Origin of the sequence: Rhabdonatronobacter sediminivivens (assembly GCF_013415485.1) — a bacterium.
Classification (GTDB): domain Bacteria; phylum Pseudomonadota; class Alphaproteobacteria; order Rhodobacterales; family Rhodobacteraceae; genus Rhabdonatronobacter; species Rhabdonatronobacter sediminivivens.
Genome location: NZ_JACBXS010000001.1, coordinates 143,468 through 167,680 on the forward strand (window position 1 = coordinate 143,468; position 24,213 = coordinate 167,680).

A 24,213-nucleotide genomic window follows, 5' to 3' on the forward strand; every position below is an offset into this window, starting at 1 on the left:
ACATCAACATCCCCGGCCCACGCCTCGCAAACCGGAAAGGACTTCTGATGACCAGCTACACCCCTCCGATCCAGGACCTGCAATTCGTCCTGCAGGACATGCTTGGCGTGTCCGCCTGCGGCATTACCGGCTTCGATGACATGGATGCCGACACCACGGCGGCCATCCTGACCGAGGCCGGGCGCCTCGCGGCCGAGGTCCTTGCACCGCTGAACCAGGTGGGCGACGCGCAGGGCTGCCGGCTGGAAAACGGCATCGTCTACACGCCCGAGGGGTTCAAGGCCGCCTATGATCAGCTGTGCGAGGGCGGCTGGACCGGGCTGGACATGGACCCCGAATATGGCGGTCAGGGCATGCCTTATGTGATCCACACGGCCGTGGGTGAAATGCATTGCGCGGCGAACATGGCGCTGAACATGTATTCCGGGCTGACCCATGGCGCCGCCTCGGCCATCTACGCCCATGGCACCGAGGATCAGAAACGCACCTGGCTGCCCAACATGATCTCGGGCGCCTGGGGCGGGACAATGAACCTGACCGAGCCCCATTGCGGCACCGACCTCGGCCTCATGCGCACCAAGGCCGAACCGCAGGAGGATGGCAGCTACAGCATCACCGGGCAGAAGATCTTCATCTCCGCCGGGGAACATGACCTGACGGACAACATCGTGCATCTGGTGCTGGCCAAGGCCCCGGGCGGCGGCGCGGGCACTAAGGGCGTGTCGCTCTTCATCGTGCCGAAGGTCCTGGTGAACGAGGATGGCAGCCTGGGCGCGCGCAACGGGGTCAGCGTCGGCAGCATCGAGCACAAGATGGGCATCCACGGCAACGCCACCTGCGTGATGAATTATGACGGTGCCAAGGGCTGGCTGCTGGGCGAATTGCACCGCGGCATGCCCGCCATGTTCACCATGATGAACGAGGCCCGCCTGGGCGTCGGCCTGCAGGGCTATGCCCAGGCCGCGCTGGCCCACGAACAGGCCGCCGCCTATGCCCGCGACCGCCTGCAGGGCCGCGCCGTCACCGGCGCCGAAAACCCTGACGGCCCGGCCGACCCGCTGATCGTGCACCCGGATATCCGCCGGATGCTGATGGATCAGAAAAGCTTTGTCGAAGGCGCGCGCGCACTCACGCTCTGGGGGGCGCTCCAGCTGGACCGCGCCCACCGCGAAGGCGACGCGGAAGCCGAGGCCCTGGTGTCGCTGCTGACGCCAGTGATCAAAGGCTTCCTGACCGACAAGGGCTTCGAGATGGCCGTGGCCGCCCAGCAGGTCTATGGCGGGCATGGCTATATCGAGGAATGGGGCATGTCGCAGATCGTCCGTGATGCGCGCATCGCCATGATCTACGAAGGCGCCAACGGCATCCAGGCGCTGGATCTGGTAGGTCGGAAACTGGCGCTCAACGGCGGCAAGCAGGTGATGGCCTTCTTCGAGCTGGTGGGCAGCGCGTGCGAGGACCTCAGGGCCGACGAGCGCCTGGCACCCCTGGCCGAACCGCTGGAGGGCGCACTCAAGCGACTGCAGGCCGCCACGGGATACTTCGCCGAACGCGGGATGAAGGCCCCCAATGATGCGCTTTCGGGGGCCACGGATTACATGCATCTGTTCGGCCATGTGGCGCTGGGGCTGATGTGGGCACAAATGGCGCGCGCATCCAGCGCCGCGCTGGACGCCGGGACCGGGGCGCGTGACTTCCACGACGCCAAGATCGCCACGGCGCGCTACTACATGGCGCGGCAGCTGCCCGCCACCTCGATGCATCTGGCCCGCATCCACGCCGGAGGTGAGACGATCATGGCGCTTCCGGCCGAGGCGTTCTAGGCTGCGGCCAAAGGCCCCTATCCCGGAGCTTCCCGCCAGGAGGATCGAATGCCAAAGCGCCTGCGCCTGACCCGCCGCTTCAACATCGCCATGACCGAAGACGCCTATCGCCGCCTGCGCCGCTTCGCACAGGAGGCCGGGCTGGAGGAAGGCGAGGCGCTGAGCTTCCTGTTCGAGAATTTCGAGTCCGTCACCGATGCGGATAACCTCGGCCACCGCTTGCGCCTGTTCAATGCGGAACTGGAGGCGCGAAAACGATGATGGCGGTGCCTGTTGACAGGTCGGATGCCTCCGGCGGGAGTATTTTCAGCAAGAAAATGCAGGCAAGAGAAACCCCACCCGACCGGCGGCCCATCTTTGAAACAACACGGTTCCGGGCGGTCGGCGGGTGGAGCATTTCCTTGCACGGTCATCGGCTCTCCAGCCTGTACCGTTTTCACAGGATGGCACTGGAAGGTTAAGAAATGGTTAGCAGCGCAATACACCATTTTCTTGCCAAAAATACTCAAACTGGCCCGCCACCCGGGCCGGGCGATCCATGCAAGCGGCGCGCGCCGTCACGGCCACGCCTTGCCCCCAAGACACCCCACGGGAGGACCCCATGACCGAAGCTTTCATCTATGACGCGATCCGCACGCCCCGCGGCAAGGGCCGGGCCGATGGCAGCCTGCATGAAGTGACCGCAGTGCGGCTGTCGGCGGGGGTCCTGAATGCGCTCAAGGCGCGCAATGACCTGGACACGCGCGCGATCGACGATGTGATCTGGGGCAACGTGACCCAGGTGGGCGAACAGGGTGGCTGCCTGGCGCGCACGGCGGTCATGGCCTCGGATTTTGACGAGCAGGTGCCCGGGCTGGCAATCAACCGATTCTGTGCCAGCGGGATGGAGGCCGTGAACCTTGCTGCCAATCAGCTGCGCGGTGGCGCCGGCATGGCCTATATCGCAGGCGGGGTCGAGATGATGAGCCGCGTGGCCATGGGCTCGGACGGGGCGGCGGTGGCGGTGGACCCCTCGGTGGCGATGGAGCGGTATTTCGTGCCCCAGGGCATTGCCGCCGACATCATCGCCACCGAATATGGCTTCACCCGCGACATGGCGGATGCCCTGGCTGTGGAAAGTCAGAAGCGTGCAGCGCAGGCCTGGGAGGACGGGCGCTTTGCGGGATCGGTCGTGCCGGTGACCGATATCAACGGGCTGACGATCCTGGAGCGGGATGAACATCTGCGCCCGGACACCGACATGCAGAGCCTTGGCGCGCTGAACCCTGCCTTCAGGGAGATGGGCGAGGTGATGCCCGGCTTCGACAAGGTGGCCCTGATGAAATACCCGCATCTGGAGCGGATCGAGCATATCCACCATGCAGGCAACTCCAGCGGCATCGTCGATGGAGCCGCCGGGGTTCTGATCGGCAACAAGGCCTTCGGCGAGAAGCACGGGCTGAAGCCCCGCGCGCGCATTCGGGCCACGGCCAGGATCGGCACCGATCCCACGATCATGCTGACCGGCCCCGTGCCGGTGACCGAGAAGATCCTGCGCGAAACCGGCATGGCGATCTCCGACATTGATCTGTTCGAGGTCAACGAGGCCTTTGCCTCGGTGGTGCTGCGCTTCATGCAGGCGTTTGGCGTGGACAGCGACCGGGTGAACGTGAACGGTGGCGCCATTGCCATGGGGCATCCGCTGGGCGCCACCGGCGCCATGATCATCGGCACGTTGCTGGATGAGCTGGAGCGCACCGGCAAGGGCACGGGGCTGGCGACGCTTTGCGTGGCCTCGGGCATGGGTGCGGCCACGATCATCGAGCGCGTGTAAGGGGAGGCAAGGACAATGAGCGATTTTCACTATTCCGTCGATGCCGATGGCGTGGCCACCATCACCTGGGACATCGAAAACAGATCCATGAATGTGCTGTCGATGGAGGGGCTGGCCGAACTGGACGCCCATATCGACACCGCACTTGGGGATGACGCCGTGAAGGGCGTGATCGTCACCTCGGGCAAGCCGGATTTCGCCGGTGGCATGGACCTGAATGTCATCGCCAGGATGAAGGAAATGGCGGGGGACCAGCCCGAGAAGGGGTTGTTCGACGGCATCATGTCCATGCACGCGACGCTGCGCAAGATCGAGCGCGCGGGGATGGACCCCAAGAAGCTGAAAGGCGGCAAGCCGATTGTCGCGGCGCTTCCCGGCACGGCGCTGGGGATCGGGCTGGAGATCCCGCTCGCCTGCCACCGGATCATCGCTGCCGACAACCCGAAGGCCAAGATCGGCCTGCCCGAGATCATGGTCGGCATCTTCCCCGGCGCGGGTGGCACCACGCGGCTGGCCCGCAAGCTGGGCGCCATGGCCGCCGCGCCCTTCCTGTTGGAGGGCAAGCTCTCGGAGCCGAAGAAGGCCAAAGGCGTGGGGATCATCGACGAGGTGGTGCCGGGCGATGACTTGTTGGCACGCGCGAAAGAGTGGGTTCTGAACGCCACCGACGCTGATCTGGTCAAGCCCTGGGATGCCAAGGGCTACAAGATGCCCGGCGGCGCGCCCTATCATCCAGCGGGGTTCATGACCTTCGTGGGCGCCTCGGCCATGATCAACGGCAAGACGCAGGGCGTCTATCCGGCGGCCAAGGCGCTTCTGTCAGCGGTCTATGAGGGCGCCTTGGTGCCGTTCGATACGGCGCTGAAGGTCGAGGCGCGCTGGTTCACCCATGTGCTGATGAACCCCTCCTCCAGCGCCATGATCCGGTCGCTCTTCATCAACAAGGAGGCGCTCGAGAAGGGCGCCAACCGCCCGCAGGTGGAGGATGAGAAGGTCGCCAAGCTGGGCGTTCTGGGCGCGGGGATGATGGGCGCGGGCATCGCCTATGTCGCTGCCAATGCGGGGATCGAGGTTGTTCTGATCGACGCGCAGCAGGAGGCCGCCGAGAAGGGCAAGGCCCATGCCGAGGGGATCCTGGACAAGGGCATGAAGCGCGGCAAGGTGTCTGAGGCCAAGAAGGCCGAGGTGCTGGGCCGGATCACCCCCACCACGGATTACAGCGCGCTGGAGGGCTGCGATCTGGTGGTCGAGGCGGTGTTCGAGGACCCCAAGATCAAGGCCGAGGTGACCGCGAAAGCCGAGGCCGTGCTCCCCGAGGATGCGATCTTCGCCACCAATACCTCCACCCTTCCGATCAGCGATCTCGCCAGGGCGTCCAAGCGCCCCGAGCAGTTCATCGGCATCCATTTCTTCAGCCCCGTGGACAAGATGCTGCTGGTGGAGATCATTCGCGGCCAGCAGACCGGCGACCGGGCCGTGGCCAAGGCGCTGGATTTCGTGCGGCAAATCCGCAAGACGCCGATCGTCGTCAACGATGCGCGCTTCTTCTACGCCAATCGCTGCATCATTCCCTATATCAACGAAGGGATGCGGCTGGTGCGCGAAGGGGTGGCGCCCGCGCTGGTGGAAAACGCCGCCAAGCTGATGGGGATGCCGCTGGGGCCGCTGCAACTGGTGGATGAGACCAGCCTCGATCTGGGGGCCAAGATCGCCAAGGCGACGCGGGCCGCGATGGGCGACGCCTACCCCGATGGCGATGTCGATGAGGTGGTGTTCTGGATGGTCGAGCAGGACCGACTGGGCCGCAAGGCGGGCGCGGGCTTCTATGAGTATGACGCGAAGGGCAAGCGCACGGGGCTGTGGTCCGGGCTGGCCGAGAAATTCCCCCAGGCGGAAGTGCAGCCAGATCTGATCACCGTGCAGCACCGGCTGATGTTCGTGCAGGCGCTGGAGGCCGTGCGCGCGCTGGAACAGGGTGTGCTGACCGATATCCGCGAGGGCGACGTGGGCGCGATCCTGGGCTGGGGCTTTGCGCCCTGGTCGGGCGGGCCGTTTTCCTGGCTGGACATGCTGGGCGCGGGCTTCGCGGTGGAGGTCTGTGACCGGCTGGAGGCCGACCACGGCCCCCGCTTCCAGGCCCCGCAGATGCTGCGGGGCATGGCCGAGGGCGCAGGCAGCTTTTACGAAACCAGCCGCGGCCGGGCGGCCTGAGCCGACCCCCATGGCTGCGCCGGGGCCGCAACCATCCCGCCATCGCCCCGGCGCAGCGATGCGACAAGCTGAGCCTCGTGCTGCGGTGAGAGCTGCCTGTAGCCGGGACGGTCGGGGTCCGTCGCTGCTGCGCTGTCCGGGGTCGCGGGGCAGTGCAGCACCGCTGCACCTTCGGCAAAGACCAGAAGCGCGCGCGCAAAGCGCAGCTTGACGGCCAGGGCGCTGCCCGGCGCCGCGCTGATCCCCTTGTAACCGACCAGGGCCTGCGCCGTGACCAGCACGAACGGATCACCGATCAGGCCCTCGGCGAGGCCGGTGTCGATCAGCAGGCGCTGACTCGGCAGCACATGCAGGGGCGCGCGATTGCCCAGCGCGCCCTTCGGCACATGGATCAGCTTTGGCGTCCCGCCCTGCGGTGATGCAGGGTTCATGGTGACAGAGACAACGCCTTGCAGGCCTTCATCGAAGGTCAGCACGCGGTCTCCGGGCCGCAGGGTTTCGACCGCGCGCCAGCCGAATTCAGTGGACACCCGTGTTCCGGCAACCAGCCCCGCCGCAGGACGCAGATGCGGCGGCACGCCGTGGCGCAATCCATCGCCGATGGGCCAGACATCGCCGCGATCGGTGATTCCGGTCACAGGCCGCCGGCGTGCGATTTCCGTCAGCACTCCAGTCATGATCACAGTCTCCCCTTGCCAGGCCCATCCGGGCGCCAGGGACAGGTAGCCTCGGCGCAGGGGCGAAATGCAGGAAGAATTGAGGCAAATTCAGGACAAACTCTCCGCACCTGGCCGGGCGCGCCGGAGTCTCGCCATGAAAACCGGCGCCTGTCAGCACCCGGACCTGCAGAAATGCATTGAAATCATGCTGTGCAGGACAATACTTCTCCCCCGGACCACCCGACCAGAGGAGGCGCAGGTATGGGCTGGATGGCAGACGAGACCGGGCTGGAGAAATGCGCGGCCAACCATGTGGCGCTGACGCCGCTGTCGCATCTGCGCCGGGCTGCGGATGTCTTTGCCGGGCGCGATGCGGTGGTCTATGGCGATATCCGGCACAGCTATGCGCAGTATCATGCCCGCGTGTCGCAGCTGGCATCCGCCCTTGCCGCCGAAGGGATCGCCCCCGGCGATGTGGTGGCCACCCTGCTGCCCAATATCCCCGCGCAGGTCGAAGCGCATTTCGGCGTTCCCGCCTGCGGGGCGGTGCTCAACACCATCAACACGCGGCTGGATGTGGATACCGTCGGCTATATCCTGGCCCATGGCGGGGCAAAGCTGGTGCTGGTGGACAGTGCCGTCCTGGACCTGGTCGAGGCCGCCTGCGCCACACTTGACACGCCCCCCACCGTGATCGAGGTGCCCGACCCGGTGGCGGGCATCGCGGCCTCGGGGCGGCACCGCGACTATGAGGCGTTCATCGCCGGGGGCGATCCGGGGTTTGACTGGATCATGCCGCAGGATGAATGGGAAAGCCTGGCGCTGAACTATACCTCGGGGACCACGGGACGGCCAAAGGGCGTGGTCTATCACCACCGCGGCGCCTATCTGATGACCATGGGCACCGCCGTCGCCTGGCAGATGCCGCTGCATGCGCGCTACCTGACCATTGTGCCGCTGTTCCATTGCAATGGCTGGAACCACAGCTGGATGATGCCGATGCTGGGCGGCACCGTCATCTGCTGCCGCGACATCACCGCGCGCGCCATCTATGACGCCATCGCCGACAATGGCGCCACCCATTTTGGCGGCGCGCCCATCGTGCTCAACACCATCATCAACGCGCGTGACAGCGACCGGCGCCCCTTTGACCATGTGGTGCAGACCTATACCGCCGGCGCCCCGCCCCCGGCGGCCACCCTGCGCGCCATCGAACCGCTGGGGTTCCGGGTGACGCAGGTCTACGGCCTGACCGAAACCTATGGCCATGTCACCGAATGCCTGTGGCGCCCCGAGGACTGGGACGATCTGCCCGATGACGACCGCTACGCCATCAAGGCCCGCACCGGCGTGGCCATGCCGATGATGGAAAGCATCACCGTGCTGGACGCCGACACCATGACCCAGGTGCCCCGTGACGGCGCCACCCTGGGCGAGGTGATGCATCGCGGCAATTGCGTGATGAAAGGCTACTACCGCAACCCCGAGGCCACGGCCGAAGCCTTCAGGGGCGGCTGGTTCCACTCGGGCGACATTGCCTATCAACACCCCGATGGCTGGATCAAGATCGCCGACCGCGCCAAGGACATCATCATCTCGGGCGGCGAGAATGTGAGCTCGGTCGAGGTCGAAAACGCGCTGATGCACCACCCCGCCGTGCTGCTGGCGGCGGTGGTGGCCAAACCGGACGAGAAATGGGGCGAAGTCCCCTGCGCCTTTGTCGAGGTCAAGGACGGCGCAGACGTCACCGAGGCCGATCTGATCGGCTTCTGCCGCGAACGGCTGGCCGGGTTCAAGACGCCGAAGACGGTGGTCTTCCAGGAATTGCCCAAGACCTCAACCGGCAAGATCCAGAAGTTCGAGCTGCGCAACGCCGCCCGCGCGCTCTGATCCCGGCCCCGGGGGGCGGCGGCGCCCCCTTTGCTGCCCCGCTGTCCCCCACAGGCATGGTTGGCGATTGCCGCCCCCCGCTGGCTCCTGTAATGTCGCGCCAGCGCGGGGGATAACCGCATGAACAAAGCGCATGGGCAGGGGCTGGACCAACAGATGCCGGATGCACTGGCACGGCAGCAGGACAGAGCAGGGTCCGCCACATGACGGCATTCGACAAGTATCAGCGGCTTGAAGGGCCGGGCCTCTGGGCGGCCGGCCAGGGGATGCAGCGCCGCGATGTCGTGATCCGTTTCGGCAAGGCAACGATGGTGATCGTCGACAGCCGTTCGGACATGGTGCTCAGCCATTGGTCGCTCTCGGCCATCCGGCGCCTGAACCCGGGCCAGACCCCGGCCCGCTTCATCCCCGCCGATGCCAGCCGCAGCCATGACACCGAAACGCTGGATATTGACGAACCCCTGCTGCTGGAAGCGATGGAAACCCTGACCGCCGCGCTGGCCGCGCCCCGCAGCAAGGGTGAAATGCGCCGCCGCTTCACCCTGGGGGCGGGCGCGATCCTGCTGGCGGGGCTGCTGGTGGTCTGGCTGCCCGGCGCGGTGGTGCGCCATACCGCGGGCGTGGTGCCGCTGGCCAAACGGGTGCAGATCGGCCAGATGATCCTTGCGGACATGACCACCGACCCCGCCCGCAGCATCTGCCGCGCCGAATGGGGCAGCGCCGCCCTGCAAGTGCTGGGCAACCGGCTCTTCGCCGCCCCGCGCAGCATCGTGGTCATTGACGCCTTCCCGCCCGGCGCGCCCGCCACGCTCAACCTGCCCGGGCGTCACATTCTGGTGGACAACCGCCTGATCCTGAACGCTGAAACCCCCGAAGAACTCGCCGGCTTCCTGCTCGCCGAGGCCGAGCGCGCCAGCCGCACCGATCCTCTGCAAGGGGTGCTGCGCCACGCCGGCCTGACTGCCACGATCCGCCTATTGACCCAGGGCGACCTGCCCGCCGATACCGTGACCGGCTACGCCAGCACCCTGTTCTCGACAACCGCCGCCATGCCCGACAGCACCGCCCTCGGCGCCCGTTTCGAGGCCACGCGTCTGGATCCGACCCCCTGGCTCTCAAGCCTCCTGGTCCAGGACCGACCGCACGGGCTCAGCGCCGACGCGCTGAACCTGCCCAATCCCCTCTCCCCGCTGATCACCGACAATGACTGGATCCGGATCCAGACCATTTGTGACAGTTGACCAGAGCGCGTTGCCAGCAGGCCCCTGCCCCGCTACCCTTGGCCCTGATGACACCCCACTCAGGCAGGAGGCTCCCATGCCCCACAGCGTGACCCGCAAGATCGGCACTGCCGAGATCAGCATCATCACCGATGGTGCCACCGAATTCCCCACCGACCTCTTCCCCGAATCCGACCCCTCCCATATCGGGGACATGCTGGCACAAGCCGGGCAAGACCGCATCCGCACCAATTTCAACGCCGTCCTCCTGCGCGAGGGCAACCGGACGATCCTGCTCGATGCCGGTCCGCGGGACCTCTTCGGCCCCAGCTGCGGCAACCTGCCCGCCGCCCTGGACGAACTCGGCGTCACCCCGGATCAGGTCGATACACTCTTCGCCACGCACCTGCACCCCGACCATATCGCCGGCATGATCACCGCCGAAGGCGCAGCCGCCTTCCCCAATGCAACCCTCATCCTCCCCGAAGCCGAACGCAGCTTCTGGGGCCAGGAAAGCAATTTCACCGGCGCCCTGGCCAGCGCCGCCGATTGGGCCACCCTCGCCCGCGCGGTCATGGAAGCCTATGCCGACCGGCTCCATCCCATCGCCGCCGATGCCCCGATTGCCCCGGGGCTGACCGCCCTGCCCCTGCCCGGTCACACCCCGGGACACAGCGGCTGGCGCCTCGAATCGGGCGGCGAGATGCTCCTGCATGTCGGCGATATCGTCCACGCCCCGGATATCCAGTTTGCCGATCCGGATATCGCCATTGCCTTCGATATCGACATGGATACCGCGCGCAAGACCCGGCACGCCCTGCTCGACGAACTCGCCACCGACGGCGCGCTCGTCACCGGTGGCCATCTGCTGCAACCCGCCCTCGCACGTGTCGAACGCAGCACCAAAGGTTACCGCCTGACCCCACCCTGACCCAAAGCGGTCTTCATCCTTGCAGAAATATCCTCAGGGGGTGAATGCGCGGCACGCGCAGAGGGGGCAGAATGCCCCTTCCCCGCACGCAGTGCCAGAAGACCTGCGCGCGCCTCGCGCGCACCTTTTGCCAAAGACCGAAGACCCGCGCCCGCCTCACCGGGGAAAACCCGGTCACGGGCGCCCTGCAACCGCTGTGCGATCCATTGCGCCGCCCGCAACGCCGGCCAGCGCAGCACCGAGATGCCACCCGCCAGCGCCACCAGCCCCCAGACCGGCCCCGCCTGCAATGTGACCAGCCCCAGCAAAGGGATCCCCAACCCGATCAGCACCGCCGCCCCCGGCCAGTGGAAGCGCCGCGGCATCATGGCGATGACACTGGCCAGCACAACCCAGATACAGAACAGGACCAGCGCCAGGTTCATGCCGCCACGCGCTCCAGCCGCGCCGGCAGCCCCCGCGCCCAGGCCGAGATCGTCCCCGCGCCCAGGCAGACCACCATGTCCCCGGGCCGGGCATGGGCGCGGATCAGCGCCTCCAGCGCGTCCTCGCTGTCGATGGCATGGGCGGCGCGGTGGCCATGGCGGATCAGCCCCGCCACCAGATCATCGCGCCCCGCCCCGGGGATCGGGTCTTCGCCCGCGGCATAGACCGGGGCGATAGCCACCAGATCGGCCTCGTTGAAACAGTGACAAAAATCGTTGAACAGCGAAGAAAGCCGCGTGTAGCGGTGCGGCTGGTGCACGGCGATCACCTTGCCCCCCTCATCGCCCAGCGCCTGGCGCGCGGCGCGCAGCACGGCGGCAATCTCGACCGGGTGATGGCCGTAATCGTCGATGACACTCACGCCATTGGCCTCGCCAACATGGGTGAAACGCCGGTTCACGCCGCCGAAATCCGCCAGCGCGGCCCGGATATCCGCGCCCTTCATGCCCAGATGGCGCGCCACCGCCACCGCGGCCAATGCGTTCGAGACATTGTGATCCCCGGGCATGGGCAGGGTGCAACCCTCGATCCGCTTTTCCTCGGCCTGCAGCGCGATGTCGAAATGGGCCACGCCCTTGACATAGCGCAGGTTCACCGCGCGCACATCGGCCTGCGCATTGTAGCCGAAGGTCACAACGCGGCGGTCGGTGATCCGCCCCACCAGGGCCTGCACCTCGGCGTGATCGGTGCAGCAGACCGCCAGCCCGTAGAAGGGGATGTTCGACACGAAATCATGAAACCCCTGCCGCAGCGCATCGAAACTGCCCCAGTGCTCCAGATGCTCGGGGTCGATATTCGTCACCACGGCGATGGTCGCGGGCAGGCGGTTGAAGCTGCCGTCGCTTTCATCGGCCTCGACCACCATCCATTCACCGGCACCGGCCCGCGCGTTGGACCCATAGGCATGGATCACACCGCCATTGATCACCGTGGGGTCCAGCCCGCCCCGGTCCAGCAGCGTCGCCACCAGGGTGGTGGTGGTGGTCTTGCCATGGGTGCCCGCGATGGCGATGTTCGAGCGCAGCCGCATCAGTTCCGCCAGCATCTCGGCCCGGCGCACCACCGGCAGGCCCGCGCGCCGCGCGGCCAGCAGTTCCGGGTTGTCCGGCTTGATCGCAGTCGAGATCACCACAACCTCGGCCGCGCCCAGATTGTCCGCCCGCTGGCCGATGAAGATTTCTGCCCCCAGCCCTTGCAACCGGTCAGTGATGGGCGAGGCCTTCAGGTCCGACCCCTGCACCCGGTAGCCATGGGTCAGCAGCACCTCGGCGATGCCGGACATGCCGATCCCGCCGATGCCGGTGAAATGGATCGGCCCGATATCGGTGGGAAGTTTCGTTGCCGCGTTCATGTCCGCTCCTGTGCCAGGGTTTCGACCATCTCGGCCAGTTGTTCGGCAGCATCCGGGCGCCCGCAGCCCAGCGCGGCCTGCGCCATCTGCGCCGCACCTTCGGGGTGGCCGAAAACCGCCATCATGCTGTCGCACAGGGCCTCCGGCGACAGTTGCGATTCGGGGATCACCACCGCCGCGCCCGCTTCATAGAGCATCCGGGCATTCGCCGCCTGATGGTTGCCCGCCGCCGCCGCAAAGGGGATCAGGATGGCCGGGCGTCCGATCACGGCGATATCGGCCACCGAGGACGCCCCTGCGCGGCTGATCACCAGCTGCGCCTCGGACAGGCGGCGCGGGATATCGGCAAAGAAGGGCGCGACCTCGGCCCGGATACCGGCGGCATCATAGGCGGCGACCACGCGGTCCATATCTTCGGGCCGGGCCTGGTGCGAGACGCTGAGCTGGTCGCGCACGGTCTCGGGCAGGGCGGCCACGGCCTCGGGCACCACATCCGACAGGATCCGCGCCCCCTGGCTGCCCCCCATGACCAGCAGGTCCATCGGGTAATCCCCGGGCGCGATATAGCCCGCCCCCGCACGGTCCAGCACCGCGTTGCGCACCGGGTTGCCGGTATGCAGCGCCACCACCCCCGGTGGCAATTCGGTGGGCCATGTCCCGCAAGCGACCCGCTGCACCCGGCGCGCAAAGACCCGGTTGACCTGCCCCAGCACCCCGTTCTGTTCATGGATCATGCGCGGGCGGCGCAGCAGCCAGGCCGCCCCCAGCGCAGGGATCGACGGATAGCCGCCGAAGCCCACCACCACCGAAGGGCGGTCCAGCACCATCCGCCACGCCGCCGCCAGCACCCCGGCGCCGATCCGCAGCGGCACCATCAGCTTCGCGGCCAGCCCGCCCCGCGCGAATGTGGCCGAGGCCACCTGTTCAACCTGCACCGCATCCGGAAACCCGTCCGTGTAGCGCGCGCCCCGGGCATCCGTGGACAGCTTCACCCGCCAGCCGCGCGCCAGCATCACCTCGGCCAGGGCCTGCGCGGGGAACATATGCCCCCCGGTGCCCCCCGCAGCGATCAGCAGAAGCGGTGCCTTGGCCATGTCAGCCGCGCCCCCGACGTGTGAGAATGTCTCCGATCTCGCCCTGCGGACGGGTCCGGGTCAGCGCCAGCAGGATACCGATACCGATCCCCGCTGCAACCAGCGAAGAGCCACCATAGGACACGAAGGGCAGCGTCATCCCCTTGGACGGCAGCAACCTGACCGCCACACCCATGTTGATCATGGCCTGCGCGGCGAACATGGTCACCAGCCCCGTGCCCGCCAGCCGGATGAAGATGTCGCGCTCACGCATCAGCCGGAAAAGCGAGCGCAGGACGATCGTGGCGAAAAGGAAGATGATCAGCAGCACCAGCACCAGGCCGTATTCCTCGGCGGCCACCGCGATGATGAAATCCGTATGCGCATCGGGGAGCGACCATTTCACCTGCCCCTCGCCCACGCCCACGCCGAATATGCCGCCCTCCTGAATGGCGTTTGTGGCAAAGCCCATCTGCGTGCGCGGGTCGACCTCGGGCGCCAGAAAACCGTCGATCCGGCGCGCGAAATGTTCCGAGCTGTTGTAGAAGAACACCCCGCCAAAGACCACCATCCCGCCCAGAACCAGCAGCAGCAGGATCGGCGCGCCGCCCACGAAATACATGATCATCCAGGCAAAGCCGACCAGCGCCGCCTGCCCGAAATCCGGCTGGATCACCAACAGGCCCACCACCAGCAGCACAAAGCCCAGCGACAGGCTGCGCCCCGGCGGGCCGTTCACCTCATGCCCCGCCGCCAGCAACCAGGCCGCAAAGACCGCAAGGAAAGGTTTGAGGAATTCCGACGGCTGGACCGAGGCAAAGCCCAGCGAATACCAGCGCACCGCCCCCTTGCCGAAATCGGTGCCGGCAAAGGGCAGCCCCGCCAGCGCAAGCAAGGCCAGAAAGAAGCCGAACACCGCCAGTCGGCGGATGCTGTCAGGTGACAGCATCGAAGTCACCAGCATCGCCGCAATCGCCAGCGCGCCAAAGAACAACTGCCGTTGCACGTAAAAGAACGGGTCCAGCCCGTTGCGCGTGGCCAGGGGCGGCGATGACGCCAACCCCAGCAGCAACCCCACGCCAAACAGCATCACGATACACCCGATCGCCCAGCGATCCACCGTGCGCCACCAGCGTGGAAGCACAGGCTCACCCGCCCGGATGGGCGCGGTGCCATAGACCATTTCCGTCATGTCACTGCCTCGATAGCCTGCTCATGGCGCCCGTTTGCCGGGTCTGTCCACCAGCATACCCCATATCGCGCACGTATTCCAGCACGCTCGCAGGGACACGCGGCAAAGCAGGCACAAAAACCCGTGTGTGCCGGGTATCAGGCGGTATCGGCCAGTTGCGCAAGGGCGGCGCGCAGGCGCGCAGCGTCGGCGCCCAGGGCGGCGGCCTTCTCGCGGGTTTCGGCTACAACCTCCTCGGGGGCGCTGTCGGTGAATTTGGGGTTGCGCAGCCGCCCCTCCAGCCCGGCCAGCTCCTTCTCGGCCTTGGTCACGGTTTTTTCCAGCCGCGCGCGTTCGGCGGCAATGTCGATGACATCCTCCAGCGGCAGGGCAAAGGTGCCGCCTTCGACCGTCACCGTCACCGACCCGCGCGGCGCCGCCTGCGCAGGCTCCAGCGAGGCAACCCGCGCCAGCCGCCGGATCATGGCCTCGTTGCGCGCCCAGGCCGCCTGCCCGGCCTCATCAAGGTCGATCTGCAGCATCTCCAACCACAGGCCCACGGGCACCCGCAACTGCGTGCGGGCCGAGCGGATGCCCTCGATCAGGGAAATCACCCAGCGCAACTCACGCATGGCGGCGTCATCCACCAGATCGGCGCCATATTCGGGCCAGTCGGCATGGGCGCAGAGCTTGTCACGCTGGCCGGTCAACTGCCACAATTCTTCGGTGATGAAGGGCATGAAGGGATGGAGCAGCACCATGCACTGGTCCAGAACCCAGGCCATGGTCTCGCGCGTCTCGGCCGCATCCGCGCCATCCAGCAACGGTTTCGAGAATTCCACATACCAGTCGCAGACCCTGCCCCAGACAAAGGCATAGAGCGCCTGCGCGGCGTCGTTGAAGCGATACTCGGCCAGCGCGGCATCGACCGTTTCGCGCACGCGGGCGGTCTCGCCGATGATCCAGCGGTTGACGGTGGCCTGCGGCTGCGGCGGCGCGGCTTGCGTCGCGTGCCCCTCCCAGACGCCGTTCATCTCGGCAAAGCGGCAGGCGTTCCACAGTTTGGTGGTGAAGTTGCGATAGCCGGCAATGCGCTGGGTATCCAGCTTCAGCACGCCCCCAAGGCTGGCCATCGCCGCATTGGCAAAACGCAGCGCATCGGCGCCGAATTCATCGATGATGGTCAGCGGGTCGATGACATTGCCCAGCGATTTCGACATCTTCCGGCCCTTGGCGTCGCGGACGAGGCCGTGCAGGTAGACGTGTCTGAACGGAATGTCGTTCACCACGGCAAGCTGCATCATCATCATCCGCGCGACCCAGAAGAACAGGATATCCTGCCCGGTGACGAGGACCGAGGTGGGGAAGTAGCGCTGCATCTCGGGCGTGTCTTCGGGCCAGCCCAGCGTCCCGATGGGCCAGAGGCCCGAGGAGAACCAGGTGTCGAGGACGTCGGGGTCGCGTGTGATTTCAACTCGCTGTTTATCGAGTTTGCCGCCACTTGCATCTCCGACCGTTGTAATCCCGATCCGCTGACGCTCTTCGCCTTTACGGCTGTGATAAAAGCGGTCCTCGGCAACTGCGACTTCAAAAGCATCGCCATAATACTGCTTCGCGAGAATTAACGCCTCTTCTGTTGATGCCGCGCAGAACATGTTCTTGTCGTTCCGCTGTATAACTTCAGTCGCACGCTTTACTTCGTCGGGCATATCGAAATGTGTACGGTCAGAACCCGTTTCTTGTAGGTTGGACCACAGAAAGAAAGTCTCTTTTGCTTTAGCGTTCTCGATAGTTGGCCCATACCAGACCGGAATCCGATGCCCCCACCACAACTGCCGCGAGATACACCAGGGCTCGATATTCTCCAGCCAGTGATAATAGGTCTTCTCGCCGCTCTCGGGGATGATCTTCACCTTGCCCGAGCGCACCGCATCCAGCGCCGGGCCGACGATCCTTTCGGCATCGACGAACCACTGGTCGGTCAGCATCGGCTCGATCACCACCTTGGACCGGTCGCCAAAGGGCTGCATGATCGCCTTGGCCTCGACCAGCGGCACCTCGGCCTCCGGGTCGTCATCCGCCCCCAGCTTCCGCCCCAGCCGCGCATCATCGGCCCGGGTCATCACCGCCAGCCCCTCGGCGGTGATCATTTCCACGATACGTTCCCGGGCTTGCGGCTCTTTGTCCTCTGGCCGCTGGAAACGATGCAAACCGCGCAGTTCATCCGGGACGAGGTTAAGCGCATCTGTCTCTGCCTCAGATAGCGTCCGCTCGCCGCGCGCCACTTGGCCCGCGATAGCCGCAGCTTCCTCGTAAGGAGCGCCATCAACACGCATGTTCGCCTTGGTATCCATCAGCCGGTAGCAGGGGATGGGGTTGGGCTTGGCCCGCTTGGCCACGCCATAGTCGTTGAAGTCATGCGCCCCGGTGATCTTCACCGCGCCCGAGCCGAAATTCGGGTCCGGGTAGTCATCGGTGATGATCGGAATCAGGCGGCGATGCTCCTTTGGCCCCACCGGGATTTCACAGAGTTTCCCGACGATTGGCGCGTAACGCTCATCCGATGGATGAACCGCAACCGCCCCGTCGCCCAGCATGGTTTCCGGCCGCGTGGTGGCGATGGAGATGTAATCGCGCGTCTCGCGCAGGGTGACATTGCCATCCTCGTCCCGCTCCACATACTCATAGGTCGCCCCACCGGCGAGCGGGTATTTGAAGTGCCACATATGGCCGTCGACCTCGGTGTTCTCCACCTCCAGGTCGGAAATCGCGGTCTCGAAATGCGGGTCCCAGTTGACCAGCCGCTTGCCGCGATAGATCAGGCCCTTGTTGTACATGTCCACAAAGACCTTGATCACGGCATCGTGGAAATTGCCCTCCTCGCCCGCAGGCGCACCGGGGGCGCCGGACATGGTGAAAGCGTTGCGTTCCCAATCCAGCGAACAGCCCAGCCGCTGCAACTGGCCGATGATCGTCCCGCCCGATTGCGCCTTCCACTCCCATACCTTGGCCAGGAAATCCTCGCGGGTGAAATCGGTGCGCTTCTTCTGCTCAAGCGCCAGTTCCCGCTCCACCACCATCTGCGTGGCGATACCCGCGTGGTCCTGCCCGGGCTGCCAAAGCGTGTCGAACCCCTGCATCCGCTTCCAGCGCACCAGAATATCCTGCAGCGTGTTGTTGAAGGCGTGGCCCATATGCAGTGACCCGGTCACATTGGGCGGCGGGATCATGATGCAGAAGCTCTCATCGCGCGTGGCGTTGGCGCCCGCGCGGAAGGCGCCGCGCTCTTCCCACAGGCGGGCGATCCGGGCCTCGGCGGTGGCGGCGTCGAATGTCTTGTCCATCATCGTGCATCACTCCTTCATCGGCGCCGGTTTAGCCTTCATCTTGTCCAAGGAAAAGACCGCTATGCCATGTCACAGCGGCGTGAACTGCAGTATCCTTTGCGCGCCACAACACAGGAGCCCGCCGATGCAACGCAAGGAAATCAGCTATCCCCGCCTGTTGTGGCGCATGGGCGCGCTCTGGGCGCTGTTTCCGGTGGTGTTTGCGGTGGCGTTCGGCACCATCGGCGTACTGAGCGTGCAGAAGGCGCGGCTGCTTGATCGCCACGGGGTCGATGGTATCGCCACCATCGACGACAAGTTCACCCGCACCACCCGCGATTCCGAAGGGCGCAACCGCACCACGCATTACCTTGCCTATACCTTCACGCCGGAGGGGCGCGCGCCGATCTCGGACCGTGACAGCGTTGGGCGCAGCTTCTACACGCAGGTGCGCGTGGGCGATGACGTGCCCATCCGCTACGTCCCCCACCGCCCCGAGGTGCACGAGATCGACCCCGGCGCCAACGCATTGATGGGCTGGGTCTTTGGCGCCATCGGGCTGGGGGCGGCGGGGGCGTCGGTCGGCGTGGGGGGCTGGATGTGGCGGCGCAAGCAATCCGTCCTGCGCGCCGCCCGCCATGGCGAGGTGCGACAGGCCCGCGTCACCGGGCTGCGCCGCACCAATGTCCAGAAGAACAAGCGCCCCATGCATGTGCTGCAGTGGGTTGATGCCAGCGGTGACCGCGGCGAATCGCGGATGGGCCCGCAGGAGGGTTTCGCCCCCTACCCCGAAGGCAGCGTCATCGTGGTCTATGTGGACCCGCAGACCGGCCAGGGCTGGTGGGAAGAGGATTTCTGAAAAGGGTTGCCACAGGCGCCGACTGAGCATAGATTAGAATCATTCTAAGTTCAGGCGCCGCCATGTCCGATCCCACCGTCACCCTGGTCTTTGTTGCCGCGTTGATCACCGCGCTGGCGACGGGGCTGGGCGCCCTGCCGCTGTTGGCCATGAAATCGGTGACCGCGCGGATGCTGTCGCTGGGCAATGCAGTTGCGGCGGGGCTGATGCTGGCCGCCTGTTTCAGCCTGATCGTCGAGGGGTTCGAATTCTCGGCCCCGCGCACTCTGGCCGGGCTGCTGGCCGGGCTGGCGGGCATCTGGCTGGCCAAGCGGCTGTTCCAGAATGGCGAGGGGCTGGCCGTCGCCGGGGCCAGCGGCGCCGATGCCATGAAGATCCTGCTGATCATGGGCGTGATGACGGTGCATTCGGCGGCCGAAGGCATCGGCGTCGGCGTCGCCTATGGCGGCGGGCGCGAGCTGGGCGATTTCATCACCATCGCCATCGCGCTCCATAACGTCCCCGAGGGGCTGGCGATCGCGCTGGTCATGGTCCCGCGCGGGGCGGGCGTGGGCAAGGCGGCGCTGTGGTCCATCGCCTCGTCGCTGCCGCAGCCGCTGCTGGCGGTACCAGCCTTCCTGTTCGTGCTGACCTTCACGCCCTGGCTGCCGGTGGGGCTGGGGCTGGCGGCGGGGGCGATGCTGTGGATGATTTTCTCGGAACTTCTCCCCGAGGCCTCGGAGGGCGTGGAGCACAGCACCATCGGGCTGGTGGTGACGCTGGCCTTCACCGCCATGCTGGGTGTGACATTGCTGCTGGGCTGAGGGTTATTGCCATGGCCGCGCCCCTGCCCCATATCTTACCCATGTTGAAGCTGACCCCCATTCTGCTGGCCGTGGGCTATGCCCTTCTGGTCTACTGGTTTTCGGCCTGGCGCACGTCGAAGGAGCTTGATGCGAATTCGACCCTGCTGGCCGATGCCCGGCTGAAGGACCTGACCGACCGCATGGCCCGGGCGCTGCAGATCGACCAGGTCCGCGTGCATCTGTACGAGACCGAGACCGTCAACGGCCTTGCCGCGCCGGACGGGCGCATATTCATCACGCGCGGTTTCTACAACAAATACCGCAAGGGCGAGGTATCGGCCGAGGAACTCTCCTCGGTCATCGCGCATGAACTGGGGCATGTGGCGCTGGGCCATTCGCGGCGCCGGATGATCGATTTTTCCGGCCAGAATGCCATCCGCATGGCGCTGGCCACGGTGTTCAACCGCTTCCTGCCCGGGCTGGGGGTGCTGATCGCCAACGGGATCACCACGCTTCTGGCCGCCAGCCTCAGCCGCGCGGATGAATATGAGGCCGATGCCTATGCCGCGGCCCTGCTGGAAAAGAGCGGGATCGGCACCGAGGCGCAGAAATCCATGTTCCGCAAGCTGGAGGCATTGGTTGGCGCGCGCGGCGGCATGCCCGTCTGGCTGATGAGCCACCCCAAGACCGCCGACCGCATCGCCGCCATCGAAAAGCTGGAGGCCGGCTGGCGCCGTCTTCCGGACAGCTGAGCCTGACGCGCCATTTCCATTGCCCGCCCCGAACCGGCGCGATACCCTGACCCGGGGCCGGCAGAAGCGCTCCGAAGGACGAAACGGCAAGGGCGATAAAGCGTGACGAACAGTCTGATCTCGCGGATCGAGGCGCAAGGCCTGCGCATGACCGACCAGCGGCGCACCATCGCCCATGTGCTGGCCGAGGCACAGGACCACCCCGATGTTGAGGAACTGCACGCCCGCGCCGCCGCACGGGACCCGCGGATCTCCATCGCCACGGTCTATCGCACGGTCAAGCTGTTCGAAGAGGCCGGGCTGCTGGATCGCCATGAATTCGGCGATGGCCGCGCGCGATTCGAGGACAGCCAGCGCGAACACCATGACCACCTGATCGACATGCAGACCGGCGCGGTCATCGAATTCTGCGACCCCGAGATCGAAGCCCTGCAGGAGCGCATCGCCGCGCGCCTCGGATACCGGCTGAAGGGGCACCGGCTGGAGCTTTATGGCGTGCCCGCAGGGCGTGACGGCAAAGGGTCCGGCGGCTGAGCGACCGCGCGGACGCCAGGGGCGCCTTCTGGCCACAGAGGGCAGAATCACCGCGACCCTCAGGGGCATTGCCTGCGCGTCCGGTCCTGGCGGATAGGGACCAAACGAAAAACCCCGGCAGTGCTGCCGGGGTTCTCTGTCACGCTGCCGACCACAATGGATCAGTCAAAGGCCATGTCGGTGACCGCGTGGGTCCAGGCAGCATCGCCCGGGTGGTCGGTGATCACCGGATCAGACCCGCCGCCCAGCAGCGTCTGCACCGTGCGCTCGAAATCCTCGGGGTCCAGGGTGCCGTTGGAGCCTTCGAGCAGAAGCGCCACCTCGCCCATCATGCGGATCTGATGCTCTTCGGTCTGCGCGCCGGTGTCATCGTAATCCAGCACGATCATCGCCGCGTCCTCAGCGTTCTCGGCCGCCCATTCCCAGCCGCGCATCGAGGCGCGCACGAAGCGGGCCATGCGGTCCACGAAATCGGGATCCTCAAGGTTCTCTTCCAGCACATAGAGGCCGTCTTCGAGCGTGGCGACACCCTGATCCTCATACTTGAAGTTGACCAGTTCATCCTCGCCGATGCCGGCGTCGATGACCTGCCAGAATTCGTTATAGGTCATGGTGCTGATGCAATCGGCCTGACGCTGCAGCAGCGGGTCCACGTTGAAACCCTGACGCAGCACTTCCACACCATCATCGCCGCCCTCGGTCGGAATGCCCAGCGTGCTCATCCAGGACAGGAACGGGAATTCGTTGCCGAAGAACCACACGCCCAGGGTGCGGCCGGGAAAATCCTCGGGGCCGGTGATGCCGGTATCGGCCAGACAGGTCAGCATCATGCCCGATTGCTTGAACGGCTGGGCGATGTTGACCAGCGGCAGGCCCGCCTCGCGCGCGGCCAGCGCGGCGGGCATCCATTCCACGATCACATCAGCCCCGCCGCCTGCGATCACCTGCGGGGGGGCGATGTCCGGACCGCCGGGGCGAATGGTGACATTCAGCCCTTCATCGGCGTAATAGCCGTTCTCCAGCGCCACGTAATAGCCGGCGAATTGCGCCTGTGTGACCCATTTCAACTGAATTGTCACATCATCGGCAAGGGCCGTGCCCGCCACCAGGGAACCCGCAAGGGCGAGAGCTGTCGTTCTTGTCTTGTGCATGTTTTCACCTCCGTGTTGGCCCCATGCGCGGGGCATTATCTGGCCCGCTGGGACGGGTGCCAGAAGGTCACCCGTTTCTCCAGCAGCGCCCAGAATCCATAGAACAGCGATCCGGCGAGCGCCGCCACCGTGATCTCTGCCCAGACCATATCCAGTTGCAAGCGCCCCACCTCGGTCGAGATGCGAAAGCCCATGCCCCGGGTGGGCGAGCCGAAGAACTCAGCCACAATTGCGCCGATCAGCGCCAGAGTCGATGAAATCTTCAGCCCGTTGAAAATGAAGGGCATGGCCGCAGGCAGATGCAGCTTGCGCAGCCCCTGCCCCCAGGACGCGCTGTAGGTGCGCATCAGATCGCGCTGCATGGCATCGGCTGCGGCCAGCCCCTGCACGGTGTTGACCAGCATGGGAAAAAACACCATGGCCACCACCACCGCGGCCTTGGATGGCCAGTCAAAACCAAACCACATCACCATGATCGGTGCGGTGCCAACGATCGGCAGCGCGGCCAGGAACCCGCCCACCGGCAGCAGCCCCCGGCGCAAGAAGTCATAGCGGTTGACCACCAGCGCAAAGACCAGCGCCGCCGCCACCCCGATGGCAAAGCCCGACAGCGCACCCTTCACGAAGGTCTGCACGAAATCCACCCAGAGCGTGGGCGCCGAGGTCGAAATCCGCGCCCCGATGGCCGAGGGTGGCGGCAGGATCACCCGCGGCACCGACAGCACGCGCACCAGCGCCTCCCAGAACCAGATCAGGGTCAGCCCGAAGACCACCGGCGCCAGCAGCGCCTGCGCCCGGCCCGCCCAGCCCGATGCACGGGGCAGATCGGCCAGGAAGGACACCAGCATCCATCCGCCCAGCCAGATGCCGACCATGGCCCAGCCGAAGGCCGCACCCTCGGCCCCGGTCTGCGCGGTGGCCATCGACCACGCGGCAACGCCCAGCCCGGCGGCAATCCCGGTCAGGTTCAGCGCCATTGGCACGGCATGGCCCCGCGCGCGCAGTTTCGGCTGGAGCGTCCACAGAAGAACCGCCAGCGCCACACCCAGCAACGCCGCCCCGCCCGGCTGCGCGGGCGCCCCCCCCTGCGACAGCACCGCCGCCACGATCAGCGACAGCGACATGCCAAAACCCTGCCAGAACCCGGCATGCATGCTGGCCATCGTTTCGCGCAGAACCTGGACGATCATTGCGCCATTCCCATGCGTTTGAGCGTGACCCTCTGGATCAGGCTGATAATCCCCACCAGCACCGCCGCAAGGATCGCTGCCGCGAACAGGGCCGACCATATCTGCACCGTCTGGCCGTAATAGCTGCCCGAGAGCAACCGCACCCCAAGCCCGCCCTGCTGGACCGGCAGTTCCCCCACGATGGTCCCCACCAGCGCCGCCGCAATGCCGATCTTCATCGACGCAAACAGATAGGGCATCGACGAGGGCAGCCGCAGCTTGGCGAATGTCTCCCATCCGCTGGCGTTCCAGGTCTTCATCTGGTCAAGCTGCATCGCATCCGGCGCACGCAGCCCCTTGACCATGCCAACCACCACCGGAAAGAAGCTGAGATAGGCGGCGATGATCGCCTTTGGCAGCAGGCCCGCAATGCCCATGGAATTCAGCACCACGATTATCATGGGCGCCAGCGCGATGATGGGGATCGTCTGGCTGGCAATGGCCCAGGGCATGACAGAGGCATCCATCGCCCGGTTGTGCACGATCCCGATGGCCAGCACGAAGCCAAGCCCCGTGCCGATGGCAAACCCGAGGAAGGTGGCCGACAGCGTGATCCAGCCATGATGGATCAGCGAGCGGTTGGACAGGGTGCCCGTACTCCACCAGCCCCGCCGCCCGGTCATCTCCTCGACCACGGTGCTGTCCCACAGTTCCACCACCACCTGATGCGGGGCGGGCAAGCGCGGGCGGCTTTGGGACATGGTGTCGGCCACCAGTTCGGTGAAACTGAGTTCCACCCCCGCCCGCGCAGCGCGGTCCTCGGTCCAGGCGCGGTTCATCTGGATCGTGGCGGCATACCACAGCGCCAGAATGGCGGCGACGACGGTGAGGATGGGGAGGATGCTTCTCATGTCGGACGGCCGCGCGAGAGGTGACGGCAGAGGGGGGCGCTGCCCCCCGTCGCCTTGCGGCGACTCCCCCCGGAGTATTTGGGGCAAGAAAATGTGGC

The 24,213-nt window shown here is 66.1% G+C and carries 20 protein-coding genes; 11 read left to right on the forward strand and 9 right to left on the reverse strand.

Annotation, left to right across the window (positions count from 1 at the left end; translation table 11 throughout):
* Positions 1-47 precede the first annotated feature (47 nt).
* The 4 genes from HUK65_RS00670 to HUK65_RS00685 all read left to right on the forward strand — a co-directional run bounded on the left by HUK65_RS00670 (position 48) and on the right by HUK65_RS00685 (position 5,847).
* On the forward strand, positions 48-1,823 hold the full coding sequence (locus HUK65_RS00670) for an acyl-CoA dehydrogenase C-terminal domain-containing protein (RefSeq protein ID WP_179904189.1): 1,776 nt from the start codon (positions 48-50) through the stop codon (positions 1,821-1,823).
* Positions 1,824-1,871: 48 nt separating this feature from the next.
* Complete coding sequence (locus HUK65_RS00675) at positions 1,872-2,084, forward strand: hypothetical protein (protein ID WP_179904190.1); 213 nt, start codon at positions 1,872-1,874, stop codon at positions 2,082-2,084.
* 340 nt (positions 2,085-2,424) lie between these two features.
* Positions 2,425-3,636 (forward strand): acetyl-CoA C-acetyltransferase, encoded by a 1,212-nt coding sequence (locus HUK65_RS00680; RefSeq protein ID WP_179904191.1) that lies wholly within the window; start codon positions 2,425-2,427, stop codon positions 3,634-3,636.
* 15 nt (positions 3,637-3,651) lie between these two features.
* Positions 3,652-5,847 (forward strand): 3-hydroxyacyl-CoA dehydrogenase NAD-binding domain-containing protein, encoded by a 2,196-nt coding sequence (locus HUK65_RS00685; protein ID WP_179904192.1) that lies wholly within the window; start codon positions 3,652-3,654, stop codon positions 5,845-5,847.
* Here the strand turns inward: HUK65_RS00685 and HUK65_RS00690 are convergent.
* Positions 5,817-6,524 (reverse strand): Hint domain-containing protein, encoded by a 708-nt coding sequence (locus HUK65_RS00690; protein ID WP_179904193.1) that lies wholly within the window; start codon positions 6,522-6,524, stop codon positions 5,817-5,819. The genes HUK65_RS00685 and HUK65_RS00690 overlap by 31 nt on opposite strands.
* 243 nt (positions 6,525-6,767) lie before the next feature.
* On the opposite strand from HUK65_RS00690, the gene HUK65_RS00695 reads away from it, so the two are divergent.
* The 3 genes from HUK65_RS00695 (at position 6,768) to HUK65_RS00705 (ending at position 10,547) form a co-directional block, all read left to right on the forward strand.
* Positions 6,768-8,396 carry an AMP-binding protein gene (locus tag HUK65_RS00695; protein WP_179904194.1) on the forward strand — a complete coding sequence of 543 codons (1,629 nt, stop codon included), beginning with the start codon at positions 6,768-6,770 and terminating at the stop codon, positions 8,394-8,396.
* 203 nt (positions 8,397-8,599) lie between these two features.
* Positions 8,600-9,637: a hypothetical protein gene (locus HUK65_RS00700; RefSeq protein WP_179904195.1), complete on the forward strand. Its 1,038-nt coding sequence runs from the start codon at positions 8,600-8,602 to the stop codon at positions 9,635-9,637.
* 76 nt (positions 9,638-9,713) lie between these two features.
* Positions 9,714-10,547: an MBL fold metallo-hydrolase gene (locus tag HUK65_RS00705; protein WP_179904196.1), complete on the forward strand. Its 834-nt coding sequence runs from the start codon at positions 9,714-9,716 to the stop codon at positions 10,545-10,547.
* On the opposite strand, the gene HUK65_RS19070 is transcribed toward HUK65_RS00705, so the two are convergent.
* The 5 genes from HUK65_RS19070 to HUK65_RS00730 all read right to left on the reverse strand — a co-directional run bounded on the left by HUK65_RS19070 (position 10,526) and on the right by HUK65_RS00730 (position 17,972).
* The gene (locus HUK65_RS19070; protein WP_179904197.1) at positions 10,526-10,972 is read right to left on the reverse strand and encodes a DUF2484 family protein; all 447 of its coding nucleotides are present in this window, start codon (positions 10,970-10,972) and stop codon (positions 10,526-10,528) included. The genes HUK65_RS00705 and HUK65_RS19070 overlap by 22 nt on opposite strands.
* Positions 10,969-12,384: a UDP-N-acetylmuramate--L-alanine ligase gene (gene murC / locus HUK65_RS00715; RefSeq protein WP_179904198.1), complete on the reverse strand. Its 1,416-nt coding sequence runs from the start codon at positions 12,382-12,384 to the stop codon at positions 10,969-10,971. The genes HUK65_RS19070 and murC overlap by 4 nt, the downstream gene beginning before the upstream one ends.
* On the reverse strand, positions 12,381-13,478 hold the full coding sequence (locus HUK65_RS00720) for a UDP-N-acetylglucosamine--N-acetylmuramyl-(pentapeptide) pyrophosphoryl-undecaprenol N-acetylglucosamine transferase (protein WP_179904199.1): 1,098 nt from the start codon (positions 13,476-13,478) through the stop codon (positions 12,381-12,383). Before HUK65_RS00720 ends, murC begins: the two co-directional genes overlap by 4 nt.
* 1 nt (position 13,479) lies before the next feature.
* Positions 13,480-14,649 (reverse strand): peptidoglycan glycosyltransferase FtsW, encoded by a 1,170-nt coding sequence (locus HUK65_RS00725; protein ID WP_179904200.1) that lies wholly within the window; start codon positions 14,647-14,649, stop codon positions 13,480-13,482.
* 137 nt (positions 14,650-14,786) lie between these two features.
* Positions 14,787-17,972 carry a valine--tRNA ligase gene (locus HUK65_RS00730; protein WP_179904243.1) on the reverse strand — a complete coding sequence of 1,062 codons (3,186 nt, stop codon included), beginning with the start codon at positions 17,970-17,972 and terminating at the stop codon, positions 14,787-14,789.
* 127 nt (positions 17,973-18,099) lie between these two features.
* Here HUK65_RS00730 and HUK65_RS00735 point away from each other — a divergent pair, with 127 nt between their 5' ends.
* The 4 genes from HUK65_RS00735 to HUK65_RS00750 all read left to right on the forward strand — a co-directional run bounded on the left by HUK65_RS00735 (position 18,100) and on the right by HUK65_RS00750 (position 20,884).
* Positions 18,100-18,813 carry a DUF3592 domain-containing protein gene (locus tag HUK65_RS00735; protein WP_179904201.1) on the forward strand — a complete coding sequence of 238 codons (714 nt, stop codon included), beginning with the start codon at positions 18,100-18,102 and terminating at the stop codon, positions 18,811-18,813.
* A gap of 62 nt (positions 18,814-18,875) precedes the next feature.
* A complete protein-coding gene (locus tag HUK65_RS00740; protein WP_179904202.1) occupies positions 18,876-19,616 on the forward strand; it encodes a ZIP family metal transporter in 741 nt (246 codons plus the stop codon).
* Positions 19,617-19,657: 41 nt separating this feature from the next.
* Positions 19,658-20,350, forward strand: coding sequence for a M48 family metalloprotease (locus tag HUK65_RS00745; RefSeq protein ID WP_179904203.1), 693 nt, complete (start codon positions 19,658-19,660; stop codon positions 20,348-20,350).
* Between the two features lie 102 nt (positions 20,351-20,452).
* A complete protein-coding gene (locus HUK65_RS00750; protein ID WP_179904204.1) occupies positions 20,453-20,884 on the forward strand; it encodes a Fur family transcriptional regulator in 432 nt (143 codons plus the stop codon).
* 161 nt (positions 20,885-21,045) lie between these two features.
* Here the strand turns inward: HUK65_RS00750 and HUK65_RS00755 are convergent, their stop codons facing one another.
* From HUK65_RS00755 to HUK65_RS00765, 3 genes are all read right to left on the reverse strand, one after another.
* Positions 21,046-22,035: an ABC transporter substrate-binding protein gene (locus HUK65_RS00755; protein ID WP_179904205.1), complete on the reverse strand. Its 990-nt coding sequence runs from the start codon at positions 22,033-22,035 to the stop codon at positions 21,046-21,048.
* A gap of 35 nt (positions 22,036-22,070) precedes the next feature.
* Positions 22,071-22,958, reverse strand: coding sequence for an ABC transporter permease (locus tag HUK65_RS00760; protein ID WP_407692405.1), 888 nt, complete (start codon positions 22,956-22,958; stop codon positions 22,071-22,073).
* Positions 22,959-23,221: 263 nt separating this feature from the next.
* A complete protein-coding gene (locus HUK65_RS00765) occupies positions 23,222-24,115 on the reverse strand; it encodes an ABC transporter permease (protein ID WP_179904206.1) in 894 nt (297 codons plus the stop codon).
* Positions 24,116-24,213: the final 98 nt, after the last annotated feature.

Coding starts and splice junctions, on each gene's coding strand:
- murC (WP_179904198.1), bottom strand. CDS start 12,384: ATGAACGCGGCAACGAAACTTCCCACCGATATCGGGCCGATCCATTTC.
- HUK65_RS00695 (WP_179904194.1), top strand. CDS start 6,768: ATGGGCTGGATGGCAGACGAGACCGGGCTGGAGAAATGCGCGGCCAAC.
- HUK65_RS00690 (WP_179904193.1), bottom strand. CDS start 6,524: ATGACTGGAGTGCTGACGGAAATCGCACGCCGGCGGCCTGTGACCGGA.
- HUK65_RS00755 (WP_179904205.1), bottom strand. CDS start 22,035: ATGCACAAGACAAGAACGACAGCTCTCGCCCTTGCGGGTTCCCTGGTG.
- HUK65_RS00765 (WP_179904206.1), bottom strand. CDS start 24,115: ATGAGAAGCATCCTCCCCATCCTCACCGTCGTCGCCGCCATTCTGGCG.
- HUK65_RS00675 (WP_179904190.1), top strand. CDS start 1,872: ATGCCAAAGCGCCTGCGCCTGACCCGCCGCTTCAACATCGCCATGACC.
- HUK65_RS00745 (WP_179904203.1), top strand. CDS start 19,658: ATGTTGAAGCTGACCCCCATTCTGCTGGCCGTGGGCTATGCCCTTCTG.
- HUK65_RS00680 (WP_179904191.1), top strand. CDS start 2,425: ATGACCGAAGCTTTCATCTATGACGCGATCCGCACGCCCCGCGGCAAG.
- HUK65_RS00670 (WP_179904189.1), top strand. CDS start 48: ATGACCAGCTACACCCCTCCGATCCAGGACCTGCAATTCGTCCTGCAG.
- HUK65_RS00740 (WP_179904202.1), top strand. CDS start 18,876: ATGTCCGATCCCACCGTCACCCTGGTCTTTGTTGCCGCGTTGATCACC.
- HUK65_RS00685 (WP_179904192.1), top strand. CDS start 3,652: ATGAGCGATTTTCACTATTCCGTCGATGCCGATGGCGTGGCCACCATC.
- HUK65_RS00730 (WP_179904243.1), bottom strand. CDS start 17,972: ATGGACAAGACATTCGACGCCGCCACCGCCGAGGCCCGGATCGCCCGC.
- HUK65_RS00705 (WP_179904196.1), top strand. CDS start 9,714: ATGCCCCACAGCGTGACCCGCAAGATCGGCACTGCCGAGATCAGCATC.
- HUK65_RS00725 (WP_179904200.1), bottom strand. CDS start 14,649: ATGACGGAAATGGTCTATGGCACCGCGCCCATCCGGGCGGGTGAGCCT.
- HUK65_RS00760 (WP_407692405.1), bottom strand. CDS start 22,958: ATGGCCACCGCGCAGACCGGGGCCGAGGGTGCGGCCTTCGGCTGGGCC.
- HUK65_RS00700 (WP_179904195.1), top strand. CDS start 8,600: ATGACGGCATTCGACAAGTATCAGCGGCTTGAAGGGCCGGGCCTCTGG.
- HUK65_RS19070 (WP_179904197.1), bottom strand. CDS start 10,972: ATGAACCTGGCGCTGGTCCTGTTCTGTATCTGGGTTGTGCTGGCCAGT.
- HUK65_RS00735 (WP_179904201.1), top strand. CDS start 18,100: ATGCAACGCAAGGAAATCAGCTATCCCCGCCTGTTGTGGCGCATGGGC.
- HUK65_RS00720 (WP_179904199.1), bottom strand. CDS start 13,478: ATGGCCAAGGCACCGCTTCTGCTGATCGCTGCGGGGGGCACCGGGGGG.